Annotated in this window: 12 protein-coding genes; 7 read left to right on the top strand and 5 right to left on the bottom strand. The window is 54.4% G+C overall.

Annotated features, from left to right (window positions below; translation table 11 throughout):
* Window positions 1-52 precede the first annotated feature (52 nt).
* The gene (locus J1778_RS03895) at window positions 53-2,323 is read left to right on the top strand and encodes a TonB-dependent receptor domain-containing protein (RefSeq protein ID WP_217172079.1); all 2,271 of its coding nucleotides are present in this window, start codon (window positions 53-55) and stop codon (window positions 2,321-2,323) included.
* 84 nt (window positions 2,324-2,407) lie between these two features.
* On the opposite strand, the gene J1778_RS03890 is transcribed toward J1778_RS03895, so the two are convergent.
* The gene (locus tag J1778_RS03890; protein WP_217172078.1) at window positions 2,408-3,571 is read right to left on the bottom strand and encodes an MFS transporter; all 1,164 of its coding nucleotides are present in this window, start codon (window positions 3,569-3,571) and stop codon (window positions 2,408-2,410) included.
* Between the two features lie 216 nt (window positions 3,572-3,787).
* Window positions 3,788-4,705 carry a LysR family transcriptional regulator gene (locus tag J1778_RS03885; protein ID WP_217172077.1) on the bottom strand — a complete coding sequence of 306 codons (918 nt, stop codon included), beginning with the start codon at window positions 4,703-4,705 and terminating at the stop codon, window positions 3,788-3,790.
* Between the two features lie 115 nt (window positions 4,706-4,820).
* On the opposite strand from J1778_RS03885, the gene J1778_RS03880 reads away from it, so the two are divergent.
* The gene (locus J1778_RS03880) at window positions 4,821-5,690 is read left to right on the top strand and encodes an MBL fold metallo-hydrolase (protein WP_217172076.1); all 870 of its coding nucleotides are present in this window, start codon (window positions 4,821-4,823) and stop codon (window positions 5,688-5,690) included.
* Window positions 5,691-5,804: 114 nt separating this feature from the next.
* On the opposite strand, the gene J1778_RS03875 is transcribed toward J1778_RS03880, so the two are convergent.
* On the bottom strand, window positions 5,805-6,521 hold the full coding sequence (locus J1778_RS03875) for a tetratricopeptide repeat protein (protein ID WP_217172075.1): 717 nt from the start codon (window positions 6,519-6,521) through the stop codon (window positions 5,805-5,807).
* A gap of 129 nt (window positions 6,522-6,650) precedes the next feature.
* On the opposite strand from J1778_RS03875, the gene J1778_RS03870 reads away from it, so the two are divergent.
* Entirely contained in the window at window positions 6,651-8,405 is a 1,755-nt protein-coding gene (locus J1778_RS03870) for an ABC transporter ATP-binding protein/permease (protein WP_217172074.1), read from the top strand.
* A 173-nt stretch (window positions 8,406-8,578) separates the two neighbouring features.
* On the top strand, window positions 8,579-9,319 hold the full coding sequence (locus J1778_RS03865; protein ID WP_217172073.1) for a GntR family transcriptional regulator: 741 nt from the start codon (window positions 8,579-8,581) through the stop codon (window positions 9,317-9,319).
* Window positions 9,320-9,325: 6 nt separating this feature from the next.
* Here the strand turns inward: J1778_RS03865 and J1778_RS03860 are convergent, their stop codons facing one another.
* Window positions 9,326-10,927 (bottom strand): PTS transporter subunit EIIC, encoded by a 1,602-nt coding sequence (locus J1778_RS03860; protein WP_217172072.1) that lies wholly within the window; start codon window positions 10,925-10,927, stop codon window positions 9,326-9,328.
* Between the two features lie 615 nt (window positions 10,928-11,542).
* Between J1778_RS03860 and J1778_RS03855 the strand changes: the two genes are divergently transcribed.
* Genes J1778_RS03855 through J1778_RS03845 form a run of 3 tightly spaced genes read left to right on the top strand, consistent with a single transcriptional unit; the run spans window position 11,543 to window position 17,231 of the window.
* The gene (locus tag J1778_RS03855) at window positions 11,543-12,676 is read left to right on the top strand and encodes an efflux RND transporter periplasmic adaptor subunit (RefSeq protein ID WP_217172071.1); all 1,134 of its coding nucleotides are present in this window, start codon (window positions 11,543-11,545) and stop codon (window positions 12,674-12,676) included.
* A gap of 9 nt (window positions 12,677-12,685) precedes the next feature.
* Window positions 12,686-15,835 carry an efflux RND transporter permease subunit gene (locus J1778_RS03850; RefSeq protein ID WP_217172070.1) on the top strand — a complete coding sequence of 1,050 codons (3,150 nt, stop codon included), beginning with the start codon at window positions 12,686-12,688 and terminating at the stop codon, window positions 15,833-15,835.
* The gene (locus J1778_RS03845; RefSeq protein ID WP_217172069.1) at window positions 15,828-17,231 is read left to right on the top strand and encodes an efflux transporter outer membrane subunit; all 1,404 of its coding nucleotides are present in this window, start codon (window positions 15,828-15,830) and stop codon (window positions 17,229-17,231) included. Before J1778_RS03850 ends, J1778_RS03845 begins: the two co-directional genes overlap by 8 nt.
* 78 nt (window positions 17,232-17,309) lie before the next feature.
* Here J1778_RS03845 and J1778_RS03840 read toward each other — a convergent pair whose 3' ends face one another.
* Window positions 17,310-17,564 carry a helix-turn-helix domain-containing protein gene (locus J1778_RS03840; protein WP_217172068.1) on the bottom strand — a complete coding sequence of 85 codons (255 nt, stop codon included), beginning with the start codon at window positions 17,562-17,564 and terminating at the stop codon, window positions 17,310-17,312.
* Window positions 17,565-17,772 lie beyond the last annotated feature (208 nt).

Genomic DNA, 17,772 nt, shown 5'->3' with positions numbered 1-17,772 from the left:
AGAAAGCAATACTGAGCAATAACAATTAGAAAATAAAGCCTCCTGAGGGAATATGAAAAAAAACATTTTAACCGGCATGCTCAGTGCCGGTTTAGTGCTGACTGCGCCGCTGGCATTTGCTGACACCACCACAGAAACAGAAAGTAATAAAGAAACCGTGACGTTCAGTCCGCTGAAAGTCTCGGCAGATAAACTCAGCAGTGAACATGAAGCGATGGCCAAACCCGGCGCGTTCAGCTCACGCGGGGAAAATACCCATCTGCAATCTACCGATTCCGTATTACGCAGTATGCCGGGCACCTTCACGCAAATTGATCCGAGCCAGGGCACGGTAGACGTCAACATTCGTGGCATGTCCGGCTTTGGCCGCGTCAACACCATGATCGACGGCGTGACGCAAAACTTCTACGGTTCTTCCGTGCCGGGCGGTATTTCGCATGGTTCTACCAGCAGCGCCTCCGGCGCGTTAATCGACCCGAATTTCCTGGTCGGCATTGATGTGTCACGCGGCACCAGCGCCGGTTCAGCAGGCGTCAATGCCTTAGCGGGCAGCGCCAACCTGCGCACCCTCGGCGTGGACGACGTGATTTTTTCCGGCAATCCGTTTGGCATCCGCACCCGTTTCTCAGCGGGCAATAACGGCATTGGCGAAAGCGGCATGATCGCCGTCGCCGGTAAAACCGATGCGTTCACCGACACCGGCAGTTTCGGCATTATGACGGCGATCAGCGGCAGTTCCATCGACGCCCAGTTCAAAAATGGCGACGGTCAAAGTAGCAGCGATTTCGGCTATGAGAAAAGTTATCGCCAGAATCCGAAATCCCAGTTAGTTAAAGTGGATATTAAACCCGATGAATTTAACAGTTTCGAATTATCCGGCAGACATTATGGCAATAAATTTACCCAGCGTGATATCACCAGCGACGACTTTTATCTGAAATATCATTACGCGCCTTTCTCTGAGCTGATTGATTTTAATTTAATGCTCAGCACCAGCCGTGGAAATCAGAAATACGATAACAACACGCTGTATACATTTTATAATACTGATGCCAGTAATCAGTCAGATGCCATCGACATCAATAATACCTCGCGCTTTGTGTTTGCCGGGCTGGACACCACATGGAGTTACGGCAGCAAAATTATGCGCAATAAATACGATAAAAATATCAACAGCAATGCCTGGTCTGAGGATAATCCCGACGCGGAGCAGCAGTCGATTGAGAACAATACGTTCCAGCCTTCCGGCAAGCAGGACGTTTACAGCCTGTATACCGGGCTGGAGCTGAAAAAAGGCATCTGGAAAGGTAACTTTGATCTTAACTACAGCTATTACGATCTCAGCGGTTACAAACCGGCGTGCGATCCGCGCGTCACCTGTTTCCCGCAGGGCGGTCAGAATATCAGCCTGACCGAAGACGGTTTTAATCCGTCCGTCATGCTCTCAGCGGAGATCCGTCCGTGGTTCGAGCCCTTCGTCAGTTACAGCAAATCAATGCGCGGTCCGAACGTGCAGGAAGTGTTTTTCTCTAACTCCGGCGGCGCCTCGATGAACCCGTTCCTCAAAGGCGAGCGTGCAGAAACCTATCAGATTGGCTTTAATTCCGCAGCGGGTAACCTGTTGTTTGAAGAGGACTCCCTGCGCCTGAAAGCCCTGTATTACACCAGCAAAATCAAGAAGTACATCTACAGTGATTCCTTTATGGTGTGCCGCAACGGGCGCAAATGCAGCATCGGCGAGAATCTGCAAAACGACTGGGAAGACCAGAGCGAAGACTATTCCGACAACATGTACATTTACGTCAATTCCCTGTCACCGGTGCGCACGCACGGCGTGGAAATTGAGGCGGAATATGATACCGGTCGGGCCTTCACCCGACTCTCTTTCAGCAAGGAACACACCAATCAGCCGACGTCGATTGCCACCGGTTCGTTTGGTGTCGGCAATATCAATGAACTGCCGGAGATGTATTTCACCGTAGATACCGGCGTGCGCTTCCTCGATGAAAGCCTGACGGTCGGGACACTGGTGAAATACACCGGAAAAACCCGCCGCACTTCGCCGGATCAGAACTTTAACGAAACCACCGGTGCGCTGGAAAATGAAAAGATGCCCAACATTCCGACGATTATCGACCTCTACAGCACCTACGAATTTAACCGTAATCTGATGCTGAAATTCTCGGTTCAGAATCTGATGGATAAAGATTATTCAGAAGCCCTGAACAAGCTGAATTCGATGTATGGTCAGAACGACCCGACCACAGCGGTGAATACCGCGCGCGGAAGAACCTGGCTGGTGGGTGGCGAAGTGCGTTTCTGATCAATACCTGACCTGTAAAAGAGAAACAAAAAAGGCCACGCCGGATATTTTCCACGTGGCCTTTTGTCATCTCAGGGTACTGATTTACGCGACGGCTTTTTCCGCTTTCTTCGCCGCACGGCGGAAAGTGATCACGCACAGCACGAAGCCGATGGCGCCCAGTCCGCCCGCTGCCAGTGGCACGGTGTTCAGCCCCATTCCGCGCTCGATGACCGCACCGCCAACCCACGCGCCCAGCGCATTGCCAACGTTAAATGCGGCAATGTTCAGCGTGGAAACCAGATTCGGCGCGTTTTTACCATAGGTCACCACGTTAACCTGCAACGCAGGCACCGCAGCAAAGTTCACCATCGCCCAGATAAACAGCGTGATTTCGGCGGCTACCAGATGAACGCTGGTGTAGCTGAACAGCACGGAGAATATCGCGATCATCAGGAAGGTCATGGTCAGTGAAATACCGAGACGCCAGTCCGCCAGACGTCCGCCCAGCACGTTACCGATGGTCAGACCGAGGCCGATCAGCAGCAGCGTCCAGCTGACGCCGTGTTCAGACACGCCGGTGATTTGCGTCAGGATAGGCGCGATATAGGTGAACAGCGCGAACATTGCCGCCGCAAAGAAAATGGTGATCGACAGCGACAGCCATAAACCGAGGCTGCCCAGCGCACGGATTTCCTTACGCAGATCGGTCGGTTCTTCTTCTTTCTTATCCGGCAGCTTTTTATACAGCGCGAACAGCGACGCCACACCAATCACGGCCACCACCCAGAACGTTGAACGCCAGCCGAAAGCCTGTCCGAGCGCGGTACCGAGCGGAACACCCAGCACGTTAGCCAGCGTCAGGCCGGTAAACATCAGCGCAACCGCTGAGGCACGGCGGTTAGGCGCCACCAGACTTGCCGCCACCACCGCGCCAATCCCAAAGAAGGCCCCGTGACACAGCGCGGTAATCACACGCGCCAGCATCAGGAAACCGTAGCTGTAGGAAAGCGCGCACATCACGTTGCCAACAATAAAGATGCTCATCAGCAGCAGCAGGGTATTTTTGCGCGGCAGTTTTGCCGTCAGTACGGCCATGATCGGCGCACCGATCGCCACGCCCAGTGCGTATCCGCTGATTAACCAGCCTGCAGAAGGAATACTGACATTCAGATCCCCCGCCACGTTGGGGAGCAGCCCCATAATGACGAATTCAGTGGTACCGATGGCAAACGCGCTCAGCGCCAGTGCCAGGAGTGCGACAGGCATAAAAACTCCGGATATTTTTAGTTATGAGTAAAGTCCGGTATGACACCGGATTGGCTTAAATACCACGTTGATCACACTTTTGACCAGACGCAGTCTGTGCCCTTACTGCCTGAAAAACACCCGTTTACACGATTAATCTTTACATAACAATACATTGCATAAAATGCGCTAACAGCGGAAAAGGAACCGATTCCAGTGATTTCTTTCCCCGTCAGTTCAGCGTTTTTCCTCTTTCAGGGAAAGCCAGCGCGGATTCCCTTTAAACCACTCCACCAGAAAATCGAGCAGCGCACGCAACGCCGCTGGCATTTGCCGTCGCGACGCGTAAATCGCATAAATCCCCATTTCCTGTGGCTGCCACTGTTCAAGCAGGGGAACCAGTTGCCCGCTGGCAATCAGCGGCGCTGCCGAGTAATAAGGCTGCATGACAATCCCCGCGCCTTCCACCGCGCCGGTCAGCAGTACCAGCGATTCATTGGCGCTCAGATTGCCGCTCACCGGGATCGTCACCTGTTCACCCAGCCGCGCAAACTGCCACAGGCTTTTGCCGAAATACGTGTACGTCAGGCAATTATGAACCGCCAGATCCTGCGGATGTTGCGGCGTGCCCTGCGCGGCAAGATAAGCCGGAGAGGCACACACCACCGAAGGGCAAAGCGCCAGCGGCCGTGCGATCAGATTCGGATCCAGATCGTTGGTGATACGCAGCGCCAGATCGATACGGTCTTCCACCAGATTGATCGCCCGGCTTTCCAGCTGAAGATCAATGCTGACCTGCGGATGTCGCCGCAAAAACTCGGTGACCGCAATCACCAGCGCGCCCTGCCCGAATGATTGTGAACAGCTCAGACGCAGCAAACCGCGCAACGCTTCATCGCCGGTGTCCGCTACGCTGGCCATTTCCGCCGCCACCGACAGCATTTTCCGGCAACGCGCCAGCGTGTTTTCGCCCGCATCCGTCAGGCTGAGTTTACGGGTGGAACGATGCAGCAGGCGCGCGCCCGACCATTTTTCCATCTCTGACAGATAACGCGTCACCATCGCCCGCGACATATTCAGCGACTCGGCAGCATTGATCATGCTTCCCCGTTCAACGATGGCAACAAACACTTGTGCAGCGGTAATTCTGTCCATGATTCGTCCGGTTTATGCAACAAACAGTTGCGCATTATCCGGTTTTTCCCGCGGATTATGCAACGTACAGTAGATACTTACTGAACGTGATTATTGATACCTCTGAGGAAACCCCATGCAACTGAAACATCTGACTCTGATCGCCGCCCTGCTGGGCAGCAGCCTTTCCGCTCACGCCGCCAGCGCGCTGAAAATGGAGGTGTATAACCCGGGTGAAAACAGCATTTTCCCGGTGTCCTCTGAAATCATCACCGGCGAAAAAGAAGCGGTGTTAATCGACGCGCAGTTTCAGCGTAATGATGCTGAGAAGCTGGTGGAGATGATCAAAGCCACCGGCAAGACACTGACCACCGTGTACATCAGCCAGTCAGATCCTGATTTCTACTTCGGGCTGGACGTTATCCGCGCAGCATTCCCGCAAGCGAAAGTGGTCGCCACGCAGGCGACGGTCGATCAGATCAATGCCACTAAAGACGGCAAAGTCGCGTTCTGGGGTCCACAACTCAAGGACAACGCGCCAAAATCTGTCACCACGCCAGAGCCGCTGAAGGGCAATGAATTCACGCTCGAAGGCCATAAATTCGAAATTCAGGGCGTGGATGCAGAGCGTACGTTCGTGTGGATCCCGTCATTGAAAGCGGTGGCCGGCGGGGTGCTGGTGGATGGCAATAATATGCATGTCTGGACCGCAGATACGCAGACGCCGACATCGCGTAAGCAATGGGTGGAAGCGCTGGATGAAATCACCGGCCTGAAACCGGAAGTCGTGGTGCCGGGGCATTTCCTGCCAGGTGCGCCAAAAACGCTGGAGTCGGTAAAATTCACCCGCCAGTACCTGCTGACGCTGGAAAAGGAATTACCGAAAGCGAAAGATTCCGCAGCACTTATCGCCGCAATGAAAAAACACTATCCGCAACTTAAAGATGATTCGTCATTAGAGTTAAGCGCGAAAGTATTGAAGGGCGAAATGAAGTGGCCGCAGTGAATATAAACTGAGCCGGCGCCCTGTTCTGCTAACCCTATACTTCGATCGGCACCCTCCCCTGCGAAGGGGAGGCGTTAAAAAACGTCCCAGGTCTGCCCGTACACCTTCTTAGACCTACTGCGTCACCCGTACAAATGCGCCTTCGGCCTGGACATTGTGGCCGAAACCGCAGTCACCGGTAGTGTGCAGTTTCACGGTGTGCGGGTCGAAATTCATGTCTACGCTGCATTCACCGCCACCGGCCGAGGCATCGTCGGCTTCGTGGTAAATCGCGTGATGGTCTTTGATGGCCGTTACCACCGAAAACTCACCGGTATTCGGACCGTAGTACAGCGACATTTGCCCCATATACAGGCCGCTGAAATCAATTTTGAACTGCGCTTCTTCGCCTTTCACTTCGAGGATATTCCAGCTACCAAAACCGGCATATTGCCAGTAAATACCTGCCGGACTCTCAGCCTGCGGCATTGCAGCCAGTTTTGGCTGGATCAGACCAAGGTTGTATTGTGATTTTTTGTCAGCAGGTGCCAGCATCAGCCAGGCTTTGGCTTTCAGATAATCGCCCTGCTTTATGTAGGTCAGCGCGATGTTGTTGTAAGCCGTCGCAATCTGATCCTGCGGCTTGTGGCAAAACTCGCTCCAGGCAACCTGATTGCGGAAAATTTCCCGGGCTTTGCCCATCTCGCCCTGCTGGTAAGCCACTTTCCCTGCGGCAGCATAAATGCCTGCTTTTACACAATCAGCATCAATATCAGGTTCATCAATCTGAGCAAACGCCTGAACACTGGCAAGACATCCTGCCACCAGCAGTAAATTCACTGCGACTTTCATCAAACATCCTTCTACTTTTGTGGTCTACAGAGCTTCGTGCTGGAAAAACATCCTTACAAGTGGCTCATTGCCCTATCGCACTGAGGCACTCATTCTGGGATGATTGGCTTCACAACATATCGATTACACATGGCTATTATGACTAAAAAACCTGGGAAATCGGCGCAATGGGGCGCCGTCTGGCAGTTAATTAAGCCTTACTGGCGTTCGGAAGAAAAGTGGCGAGCCTGGGGCATGTTGACCACTATCATCATCCTTTCACTGGCTGGCGTGTATCTCAGCGTGCAGTTTAACGAATGGAACCGCGTTTTTTACGACGCGCTGCAAAACAGAAACTATCCGGTTTTCAAAGCCCAGCTGTGGAAATTTACCTGGCTGGCGCTGCTGTTTATCGTGATTGCCATCTACCGGGTTTATCTGACACAAGGCCTGCAAATGAGCTGGCGGCGCTGGATGACCGAAGAGTATATGGAGAAGTGGCTGACCAATCACGCCTATTATTACACGGAGTACCAGCATCAGGTGGATAACCCCGATCAGCGTATTTCTGATGACCTGAATGCCCTGACCAGCGGGACACTTTCTCTGGTTCTCGGACTGCTGTCGAGCGTGGTGACGTTGTTCTCGTTCGTGTTTATTTTGTGGTCGATCAGCGGCCCGCTAAATTTCATGCTGGCGGGACATCACTTTGAAATCCCGGGCTACATGCTGTGGTTCGCCCTGCTTTACGCCGCCGTCGGTTCCTTCATTATCTGGTATATCGGTAAGCCGCTGGTAAAACTCGGGTTTAATCAGGAATGGTTTGAGGCGAACTTCCGTTTTGGCCTGATCCGTATCCGCGAAAACAGCGATGCAATTGCCCTGTATCACGGTGAGAAAAACGAACACGACCAGCTGACCGGCAAGTTTGAATCCATCAAAACCAACTGGTGGTCAATCATGCGCGTGACCCGTCGTCTGAACGTCGCGACCAACTTTTACGCACAGTTTGCCAATATCTTCCCGATTCTGGTGGCCTCGCCGCGCTATTTCGCCGGTGCCATTCAGATGGGTGCGCTGATGCAAATCGCCTCTGCGTTCGGTCAGGTACAGGGTGCGTTATCCTGGTTTATCGATGCCTTCACCGATCTGGCCAACTGGAAAGCCACGGTTAACCGTCTTGCCGGTTTTAACGCCGCTATCGATCAGGTCAACGCTCAGCCACGCGGGATTAACGTCGGTAAAAGCAGTGAACATGCCCTGCAACTCGATAAGCTGACACTGAATCTGCCGAACGGTAATCCGCTGTTCTGTGACGTTTCCGCATCAATGAAGCCGGGTGAGCGTGTGCTGATTGCCGGTCCTTCTGGCTGTGGTAAATCGACGCTGCTGCGCGCCATCGCCGGTATCTGGCCTTACGGTTCTGGCAATATCGCGCTGGCGGAAGGAAAGCGTTATCTGTTCCTGCCGCAGCGCAGTTATATCCCGATTGGTACCCTGCGTGACGCGCTGAGTTACCCTGACGCCAGCCGCGAATATACCGATGAACGCCTGCAACAGGTTCTGGAACAATGCCGCCTGCCGCATCTGGCCTCGGTTGAAATCCTCGATGATTACGCCAACTGGAGCCAGCGCCTGTCGCCGGGTGAACAACAGCGGTTGTCATTCGCCCGCGCCCTGCTGATCCAGCCCGATACGCTGTTCCTCGACGAAGCGACCAGCGCGCTGGATGACGAAACCGAGCAACAGGTTTACGCTCTGCTGCTCAGCGAGTTGCCGCAAACATCGGTTATCAGCGTGGCGCACCGTAATACTGTGGCGAAATACCATCAGCACTGCTGGCGGTTCAAAAATCAGGAAAACGGCCCGTGCGGATTTACCTCCAGCGCACTGCTCCCTGAGTAACGCCTGACGCCGCTGCAAAGCGGCCAAAAAACGAACAATGGTTACTGATATCGGCAACCTTTCTTTTTTGTGTGCTGAAACCCATTTTGGACAGAATATCAGCTGCGCAGTTAGCTCATTTGTATAGCTAACTATACAATTATTCTTAAGTGAAGAACCGGAGGTCAGGCTTAATGAAAATAGATAAGAACTCATTCACCCCGCTTTATCTGCAAATTGAGCAGCAACTGACCGAAAAAATCAGCGCCGGTGAAATCAGGCCGGGCGACCCGATCCCTACCGAAGCGGCGCTCTGCGAAATCTACGGAGTATCGCGGATGACCGCGCGGAAAGCCGTCGATTATCTGGTCCGTCAGGGCCGCGTGGCGCGCTATCGCGGACGCGGTACCTTTGTGGTCGAACCGCCGAAACAGCATAAAATCATCTTACCGCTCGACCGCCATCTCACCGCCAGCGAAGTCGCGCAGGAAAATAATCAGCGCATTGAAAACCAGGTGCTGGAATTTCGGCGCATGCCAGCCAGCGAAGACATCGCCCGCGAGCTGAATATTCCGGCCGGTACGGAGGTGTATTTTATGATCCGCCTGCGCCTGCTGGGCGATGAGCCGTTTGTGTATGAGCAATGCTGGATGCGCGCCGATAATTTCCCGGATATTAACCGCGCCGCCATGACTGCATCGAAATATGCCTATATCCGTTCCAAAGGTTTTCAGCCGGCAGGCAGCACCAAACTGATTTCCGCCGAACTGCCCTCTAACGAAATTCGCCTCGCGCTGAATCTGTCACGCGACCAGCCGGTGCTGCACTCTCACGCCGTGGTTTCTTTCACTGACGGTTCGTTGTTTGAAGTGTCAGATGTTTATTACAACCAGAAAAACTATGCCTTCAGCGTCCATGCCAAAGTCAAAGGTTAACCGCCATCAGGCAATACCCGACAGCTCGGCCTTTACCAGATTAGCCACCTGCTCAACCTGCGGACCATAGATCACATGCACGTCCGTGTCGGTAATGCGTTTGACGCCTGCCGCACCGGTTTTCATTAGCGTCCCGTCCTGCACCTGCGCCATGTCTTTGACCTTCACGCGCAGACGGGTAAAGCAGCAATCGACCGCCGTAATATTCCCCTCGCCGCCCAGTCCGATAATGATATTTTTGGTTTTCTCGCCGGTTCCCTGCGCAGGCTTCGCGCGTTCTTCAGCATCGTTTTCATCCTCGCGTCCCGGCGTTTTGATCTGCATCCGCAAGATCACCCATCGGAAACTGAAGTAGTACACCGGAGCGTAAATCACGCCAAGGATCAGCGGGTACCACCAGTGTGTTTTACTGCCACCGAGCACGCCGAAGATCAGGAAGTCAATCGCCCCGCCCTGCACGTTACCGATCATCACATGCAGCATTTGCATCAGCACAAATGACAGGCCGGTCAGCGCCGCGTGCAGGATGTACAGCACCGGCGAAACGAAGATGAAGCAGAACTCTAGCGGCTCGGTGATGCCGGTGGTGAACGACGCCAGTGCGCCCGCCAGCATCAGCGCTTTTACACGACCTTTATGTTCAGGTCTGGCGCAGTGATACATCGCCAGCGCCGCCGCCGGTAAACCAAACATCATCACCGGAATTTTGCCCTGAGCCAGGAAACGCGTCGCCTGCTGGGTGACCGCATCCGGGATCATGCCGGGATTGGCCAGAGCAGCATTAAAGATATTCAGCGCGCCGACAATGCTCTGATTATCCACCGTCGTCACGCCGCCAATTGGCGTGAAACGTACGGTTTCGTTGATGATGTGATGCAAACCGGTCGGGATCAGCAAGCGCTCCGACGTGGCATAGATAAAGGTGCCGATCTCGCCGGTGCGCCCGATCAGTTCACCGATCCACTGGATCCCCATGGCAATGGTCGGCCAGACAAGCGACATCAGCACACCGACAATCGGCAGCACAAGAATGGTGATGATCGGCACGAAGCGACGTCCACCGAAAAAAGCGACTGCGGTCGGCAACACAATCGTATAAAAGCGATTGTGCAGCCACATGGTGATTAACCCGACCAGCACCCCGCCCAGCACGCTCATGTTGTAGGTGAAAATCCCCAGCGTATTGGTGAACTCGGCGGCGTAAATCATCGCATCGCTTTCGGTCATGCCTTTGGCCATGAGTTTGGCGACCGTAATGGTTTCCGGCGTAATCCCCTGTGCCAGCAGGCTGTAGTTAACGCCAACGTGCAACCCGACAAAGCCGATCACTGCGGAAAAAGCCGCTGTGGCTTTCTCTGCATTGGCCAGACCCATCGCAGTGGCAACGGCAAAGAACAGCGGAAGATTGGCGAACAACGCGCCGGACACCTGGCGGATAAAACCGATCACCAGTTGCAGGGTTTTCATCTGCGTGAAGGCTTCACCGGTGACCGCCGGATTTTGCAACGCCGCCGCCAGACCTAAGAAAATCCCGGCGGCGGCAATCACCGAGATAGGCGTCATCAGGGCCTTGCCCAGATCATGCACCTTGCTGCCAAGTTTTATCATCTGTCGTCCCTCAGTTAGCTGGCTAAAAATAAGCCGTTAATTGAGTTAAGTCACGGAATGTATAGTTGTATAGACATAACAGTCAGGAGTATGAAAGGGATCACAGTTTTATCGGAGAAAAACGGCTTGGGGCAGCAGGCAAAAAAAAGCCCACATCGGACTGTGGGCACGGGGTTGCGACTGGTCGTCGTTCAGAACGGCTGGCAACAAGCAAATGTGAGAACTGCTCGCTCTCGGCCCCTAAGGTAACGGCAGTTGCGGTGATCCTTCAGCCTTTTATGGTAAGCAGCAGGTTAAAATGTATAAATTTGTTTGATCTGAATCACACTTTCCTAACCACCAACAATTCATTCACTTTTAGAATATTTAACTGGTTATCATTCTTAATAACTATCAATTAGTTTGCTAAGTAATGACTTTCCCGCCATTTACCACTGCACAAAAAGTTTAAAACCCTATAATTTCAATGGATTATGCAGCAACATTTTCTTCATAGTTCGAAACATCGACTCATGGGTAATGACAATATCCTTACACAGCGAACTCTGGCGCTCTCGTATAGTGGAGGACTTGTTGAGAACGGTTATTCTCAATTTCCTAATAAGAGTGAATTCTATGCGCCTGAAGTTTCTTTCTGTCAGTACTGTCGTACTGCTTTCGGCATGTGATGGTTCCGCCGGTTCTGCATCCCCGGCGGCACAAGTGCCTGCGGTCAATGTCGTCACTTTGCACAGCCAGCCCGTCGCCCTGACCACCAGCCTGCCCGGCCGCACCACGGCGGTTCGCAGTGCAGAAGTCCGTCCGCAGGTGAACGGCGTGATCCAAAAACGTCTTTTTGTTGAAGGCAGTGAAGTCAAAGCCGGTCAGCAGCTTTATCAGATTGATCCTTCGACCTATCAGGCCGCTTTCGACCGTGCGATGGCGACCTGGAAAAGCGCCGATGCCACCGCGCGCCGCTACAAACCGCTGGTCGAAGCGCAGGCGGTCAGCCGCCAGCAATATGACGATGCCGTGGCCGCCGAGCGCGAAGCTGCCGCAGATGTCGAAACCGCCCGCGTCAATCTGCAATACACCAAAGTGTACGCGCCGATTTCCGGCCACATCGGCCGCTCGTTGTATACCGAAGGGGCGCTGGTGACCAGCGGTCAGACGGCATACCTGACCACTATCGATCAGCTCAATCCGATTTATGTCGACGTCAACGAATCCTCGCAGGATTTACTGAGGCTGCGTCGTGCGCTGGCTTCCGGTAAGTTGCAATCCGCCGGTGACAATGCTGCTCAGGCAACCCTGACGCTGGAAGATGGCAGCAAATATGCGCTGCCGGGCAAGCTGGAATTCTCTGAAGTCACCGTGTCGCAAAGTACCGGTTCCGTCACCCTGCGCGCCTCATTCCCGAACCCGCACGATGAACTGCTGCCGGGCATGTTTGTTCACGCCCAGCTGCAGCAAGGCATTGATGACAAGGGGATTCTGGTGCCGCAGGAAGCCATCATGCATGACGTAAAAGGCGCGCCGTATGTGTACGTGGTGAAAGCCGACAGCACCGTTGAGCAGCGCTCCGTCACCACCGGTCAGATGATGAACGGCAACTGGTTAGTCAATCAGGGGCTGAACGACGGCGACAAAGTGATCACTGACGGATTACAGAACGTCAGGCCGGGCGCCAAAGTGAATGCCACCGAGCGCAAAGCCAGTGCCCCTGCCGAACAGGCTAATCTCGCGATGACCGATCCTTCCGCGCAATAGGTGAGCTGAATGTCTACTTTCTTTATTAATCGCCCCATATTCGCCTGGGTTGTCGCCATCGTCATCATGATCGCCGGTGCGCTGTCGATCATGAAACTGCCGATCAACCAGTACCCGAATATCGCGCCTCCGGCGATTTCCGTCAGCGTCACCTATCCGGGTGCCTCGGCGGAAACCGCGCAGAACACAGTGGTTCAGGTCATTGAACAACAGCTTAACGGGCTGGATAACCTGCGCTACATCGAATCGCAAAGTAACAGCGACGGCAGCGCCACCATTATTGCCACCTTCGATCAGGGCACTAACCCGGATATCGCGCAGGTTCAGGTTCAGAATAAAGTGTCTCTGGCCGAATCGCAGCTACCGACTGAAGTGGTCAATCAGGGGATCCGTATTGCCAAATATCAGGCCAACTTTATGCTGCTGGTCAGCCTGATTTCGACCGATGGCAAAATGAGTAACTCGGATCTGAGTAACCTGCTGGTGACCAAACTGGAAGACCCGATCGTGCGTACCAAAGGCGTCGGCGACTTCCTGGTGCTGGGTTCCGAATACGCGATGCGTATCTGGCTCGATCCGGCAAAACTGTATAAATATCAGCTGATCCCAAGTGATGTCAGTGCGGCGATTGAAGCGCAAAACGTCCAGGTGTCTTCCGGTTCTCTCGGCGGACTGCCGACGGTCAAAGACAGCAAACTCAGCGCCACCATCATCGGGAAAACCCGTTTCGACAGCATTAATCAGTTCAAAAACGTGCTGTTGAAAGTGAATGCCGACGGTTCGCAGGTACGCCTTAGTGATGTCGGAAATGTCGATCTGGGACCGGAAAGTTATTCCATCTCCTCGACCTTTAACGGCAGCCCGTCTACCGCTATCGCCCTGCGTCTGGCGAGCGGCGCAAATGTGCTGGATACCGACAAAGCGGTCAAAGCTACCGTCGCCGGGCTGGAAGATTCCCTGCCGGCTGGCGTGAAAGTCGAGTTCCCGTACCAGACCGCGCCAGTGGTCAGCGCGTCGATTGAAGAAGTGGTGAAAACGCTGATCGAAGCCATCGTGCTGGTGTTCTGCGTGATGTTGCTGTTCCTGCAAAACCTGCGCGCGACGCTGGTCACCACGCTGGTGGTGCCGGTGGTGCTGCTCGGTACTTTCGGTATTCTGGCGGCCGCGGGGTATTCCATTAACACCCTGACCATGTTCGGGATGGTGCTGGCAATAGGCCTGCTGGTGGATGACGCCATCGTGGTGGTGGAAAACGTTGAACGTGTGATGACAGAAGATAAGTTGTCGCCGAAAGAAGCCACCATCAAATCGATGAAACAGATCCAGGGCGCGCTGTTTGGTATCGCACTGGTGCTCTCCGCCGTGTTAGTGCCGATGGCATTCTTCGGCGGCTCGACCGGGATCATCTACCGTCAGTTCTCGATCACCATTGTGTCTGCCATGGCGCTCTCCGTGCTGATGGCGCTGATTTTCACTCCGGCGTTGTGTGCCACCATCATCAAACACAACGACGAGGAAAAATCGCAGAAAGGCTTTGCGGGCTGGTTCAACCGTACCTTCGACAAAGGGGCGACGCGCTACACCAGCGCCGTCGGCACGGTGATTTCCCGTCGTCGTCTGTTTATGTGCATCTATCTGCTGATCGTGATCGCCACCGGGTTTATGTTCACCCGCGTGCCGACCACCTTCCTGCCGGATGAGGATCAGGGCGTCATGCTGGTTCAGGCCACGCTGCCCGCTAATGCCTCGGCGGAACGTACTCAGCAGGTGCTGGATAACGTGCGCGAATACCTGATGACGCAGGAAGGGGGCATCGTTTCCTCGGTATTCACCGCCAACGGCTTCAGCTTCGCCGGCCGTGGTCAGAACGTCGGGATTGCCTTCGTGCAGCTGAAAACCTGGGCGAAACGTCCGGACGCCGCGCAGAAAGTTCAGGCACTCGCCGGTCGTGCGATGGCGCATTTCGCCACCATCAAAGATGCCCGCGTGTTTGCTTTCGTTCCGCCAGCGGTTATGGAACTGGGTAACGCCACTGGTTTTGACTTCTTCCTGCAGGACACCAACGGCAAAGGGCATAACGCCCTGATGGCGGCGCGTAACCAGTTCCTGCAACTGGCCTCGCAGGACAAACGCCTGACCGCCGTGCGTCCGAACGGGATGGAAGATGAACCGCAATATCAGCTGGAAATTGACGATGAACGCGCACAGGCGCTGGGGCTGAGCCTCGACGACATCAACAATACGTTGTCTGCCGCCTGGGGTTCGGCGTATGTGAACCAGTTCATGTACAACAACCGCGTGAAGCGCGTTTACATCCAGGGCAAAGCTGCTTCCCGCGTCACGCCGGAAGATCTGAACAACTGGTATTTCCGTAACTCCAGCGGCGATATGGTGCCGTGGAGCGCCTTCGGCAGCGGCAAATGGGTGTACGGTTCACCGCGCTACGAGCGTTTCAACGGCGTGTCTTCTGTCGAACTGATGGGCGCACCGGCGCCGGGTTACAGCTCGGGCGACGCCAACGACGCGGTGATGGAAATCGCGGCCAAACTGCCACCGGGTTACAAAGTGGCATGGCACGGCCTGAGCTATGAAGAAAAGCTTTCCGGCTCACAAACACCGGCACTTTATACCCTGTCGATGATCGTGGTGTTCCTGTGTCTGGCGGCACTGTACGAGAGCTGGTCAATTCCGTTCTCCGTCATGCTGGTGGTACCGCTGGGGATCCTCGGGACGATCGGCGCCGTGCTGCTGCGCGGCTTGTCGAATGACGTCTTCTTCCAGGTCGGCCTGTTAACCACCGTCGGGCTGGCGGCAAAGAACGCCATATTGATTGTCGAGTTCGCCAAAGAGCTGCATGAGAACGAAGGCATGTCGGTGACGGAAGCGGCGATCGAAGCGGCCAAGCTGCGCATCCGGCCGATTATCATGACCTCGATGGCCTTTATTCTCGGTGTATTCCCGCTGACCATTTCCAGCGGCGCGGGCGCGGGCAGCCAGCATTCCATCGGTACCGCCGTGGTCGGCGGGATGATTACGGCGACCTTCCTGGCGATTTTCTTCGTCCCGATGTTCTACGTGACGATTGTGAATTTGTTCACCCGCAAATCGAAAAAACAAGACAAGGCGCTTCCGGCGTCTGAGGCAACACACCATGAATAAACCGCATTTCGCGCTGTCACTTATCGGCGCGTTTTCACTCACCCTGCTGGCGGGCTGTACGATGGAGCCGGATTATCAGCGCCCTGCGCTGCCGGTCGCCAGCAACTGGGACGGTGCGAAAACCGGCGCTGCACAGGATATCGGCTGGAAAACCTTCTTCAGTCAACCGGCGATGAATCAGCTGATTGGCATGTCTCTGACTAACAACCGCGACCTTCGGGTCGCGGCGTTAAACGTCGATACCGCGCGCGCGGCCTTCCAGATTGACCGCGCTGCGCTGCTGCCGACGCTCGACGCCAGCGCCGGTGAAACCAACCAGCATCTGCCCGGAGGATTGTATTCGACGCAAAATACCGGTCCCGTAACCTATCAGCAATACAGTGCCAATCTCGGCGTGACATCCTATGAAGTTGACCTGTTTGGCCGCGTGCGCAGCCTGCGCGATCAGGGGCTGGAAACCTTCCTGGCGACAGAGGCGACGCAGCGCGCTACGCAAATCTCGCTGGTGTCTGAAGTCGCTTCCGGCTATCTGAGTCTGGCGGCGGATAATGACTTGCTGAAACTGGCGATCAGTACCGCTGACAGCCAGAACAAATCCTACGAGCTGACCAAACGCAGTTACGACTCCGGCATCAGCACCTCGCAGGATCTGGTGCAGGCCGAAACCACCGTTCGCGCAGCACAGGCCGATATCGCGCAGTACACGCGCCAGGTTCGTCAGGATGTGAACGCGCTGACGCTGCTGGTCGGCACCCCCATTCCGCAGAATTTGCTGGCGAACGCCACCCTGCAACAGGACTGGAAATTCCCGCAGACACCGGCCGGTTTACCGTCTGATCTGCTGACCCGTCGCCCGGACATTATTGCCGCTGAACATACGCTGAAAGCGGCTAACGCCAACATCGGCGCAGCGCGCGCGGCATTCTTCCCGAGCATCACGCTGACCGGCACCGCCGGTTCAGAAAGTGGCAGCCTGAGTAAATTGTTCGACGGCGGCACCGGCGCATGGTCATTTATGCCATCGATTAACATCCCGATCTTCGACGGCGGCGTGAATCAGGCCAATCTCGACATCGCGAAAGACACCAGGAAAATTGATATCGCCAACTATGAAAAAGCGATTCAGACGGCGTTCAAAGAAGTGTCCGACGGCTTAGCTGGCCAGGAGACCTACAAAGACGAATTGCTGGCCCGCCAGCAGGACGCCGATGCCAACCAGCGCAATTACGACCTCTCGCAGATGCGTTTCAAAGGCGGTGTCGACAACTACCTGAGCGTACTGGTCGCGCAGCGCTCCCTGTATTCTGCTCAGCAAACGCTGATCACCACACAACTTGCCCAACTGAATCAGGACATCAGTTTATATAAAGCGCTGGGTGGCGGATGGAAGGAGTAATTTTTGAATGAATGGAAACGCCGACGGAAGTCGGCGTTTTTGTTTAAAAGACGGAGATTCTTTATCTCGCAATAATATTCATCGCAGAATCTTCTTCACCAACTCTCCCCGCGCATCAAAATAACGGCTCGGCCAGATCACACTCGGATGCACATCCAGTGCCTGCGCAATCACCTTCTCCCCTTTCGGCCATGATCGTGACAGCGCATTCGATAGCGTCGAAGAACTCAATCCCGCACTACGCGATACCGCCGCCAATGTCGTACCCCGTCTACGCAATGCCGCAATGATGTCTGCCTGATGCCAGTCAGTATGATTCTGTGTTTTGTTCATGGAGGATCCTTTCCTGAGTTATGAGTAAATAAAACGTCTACACAGGAAGAGTAAACCGGGAGAAAAATTATCCCAAAACGGGATAAACGCTGAGGGAGGATAATCAGGTTATTGATAGATAAGATGTAATATTGATGAGATAGCAGACTAAATACTGATAAAAAATTATTTTGGTGGGGATTTTTACTCCGCGTAGCCATTAATACCC

The sequence above is a fragment of the Rahnella bonaserana genome, assembly GCF_019049675.1.
GTDB classification, from domain to species: domain Bacteria; phylum Pseudomonadota; class Gammaproteobacteria; order Enterobacterales; family Enterobacteriaceae; genus Rahnella; species Rahnella bonaserana.
The sequence above is the reverse complement of the archived record's forward strand: the minus strand, read 5'-3'. Positions and strand labels throughout refer to the sequence as shown.

Excerpts from the sequence above, each read along its gene's own strand:
- J1778_RS03895 (WP_217172079.1), top strand. The coding sequence starts at position 53 with ATGAAAAAAAACATTTTAACCGGCATGCTCAGTGCCGGTTTAGTGCTG.
- J1778_RS03890 (WP_217172078.1), bottom strand. The coding sequence starts at position 3,571 with ATGCCTGTCGCACTCCTGGCACTGGCGCTGAGCGCGTTTGCCATCGGT.
- J1778_RS03885 (WP_217172077.1), bottom strand. The coding sequence starts at position 4,705 with ATGGACAGAATTACCGCTGCACAAGTGTTTGTTGCCATCGTTGAACGG.
- J1778_RS03880 (WP_217172076.1), top strand. The coding sequence starts at position 4,821 with ATGCAACTGAAACATCTGACTCTGATCGCCGCCCTGCTGGGCAGCAGC.
- J1778_RS03875 (WP_217172075.1), bottom strand. The coding sequence starts at position 6,521 with ATGAAAGTCGCAGTGAATTTACTGCTGGTGGCAGGATGTCTTGCCAGT.
- J1778_RS03870 (WP_217172074.1), top strand. The coding sequence starts at position 6,651 with ATGGCTATTATGACTAAAAAACCTGGGAAATCGGCGCAATGGGGCGCC.
- J1778_RS03865 (WP_217172073.1), top strand. The coding sequence starts at position 8,579 with ATGAAAATAGATAAGAACTCATTCACCCCGCTTTATCTGCAAATTGAG.
- J1778_RS03860 (WP_217172072.1), bottom strand. The coding sequence starts at position 10,927 with ATGATAAAACTTGGCAGCAAGGTGCATGATCTGGGCAAGGCCCTGATG.
- J1778_RS03855 (WP_217172071.1), top strand. The coding sequence starts at position 11,543 with ATGCGCCTGAAGTTTCTTTCTGTCAGTACTGTCGTACTGCTTTCGGCA.
- J1778_RS03850 (WP_217172070.1), top strand. The coding sequence starts at position 12,686 with ATGTCTACTTTCTTTATTAATCGCCCCATATTCGCCTGGGTTGTCGCC.
- J1778_RS03845 (WP_217172069.1), top strand. The coding sequence starts at position 15,828 with ATGAATAAACCGCATTTCGCGCTGTCACTTATCGGCGCGTTTTCACTC.
- J1778_RS03840 (WP_217172068.1), bottom strand. The coding sequence starts at position 17,564 with ATGAACAAAACACAGAATCATACTGACTGGCATCAGGCAGACATCATT.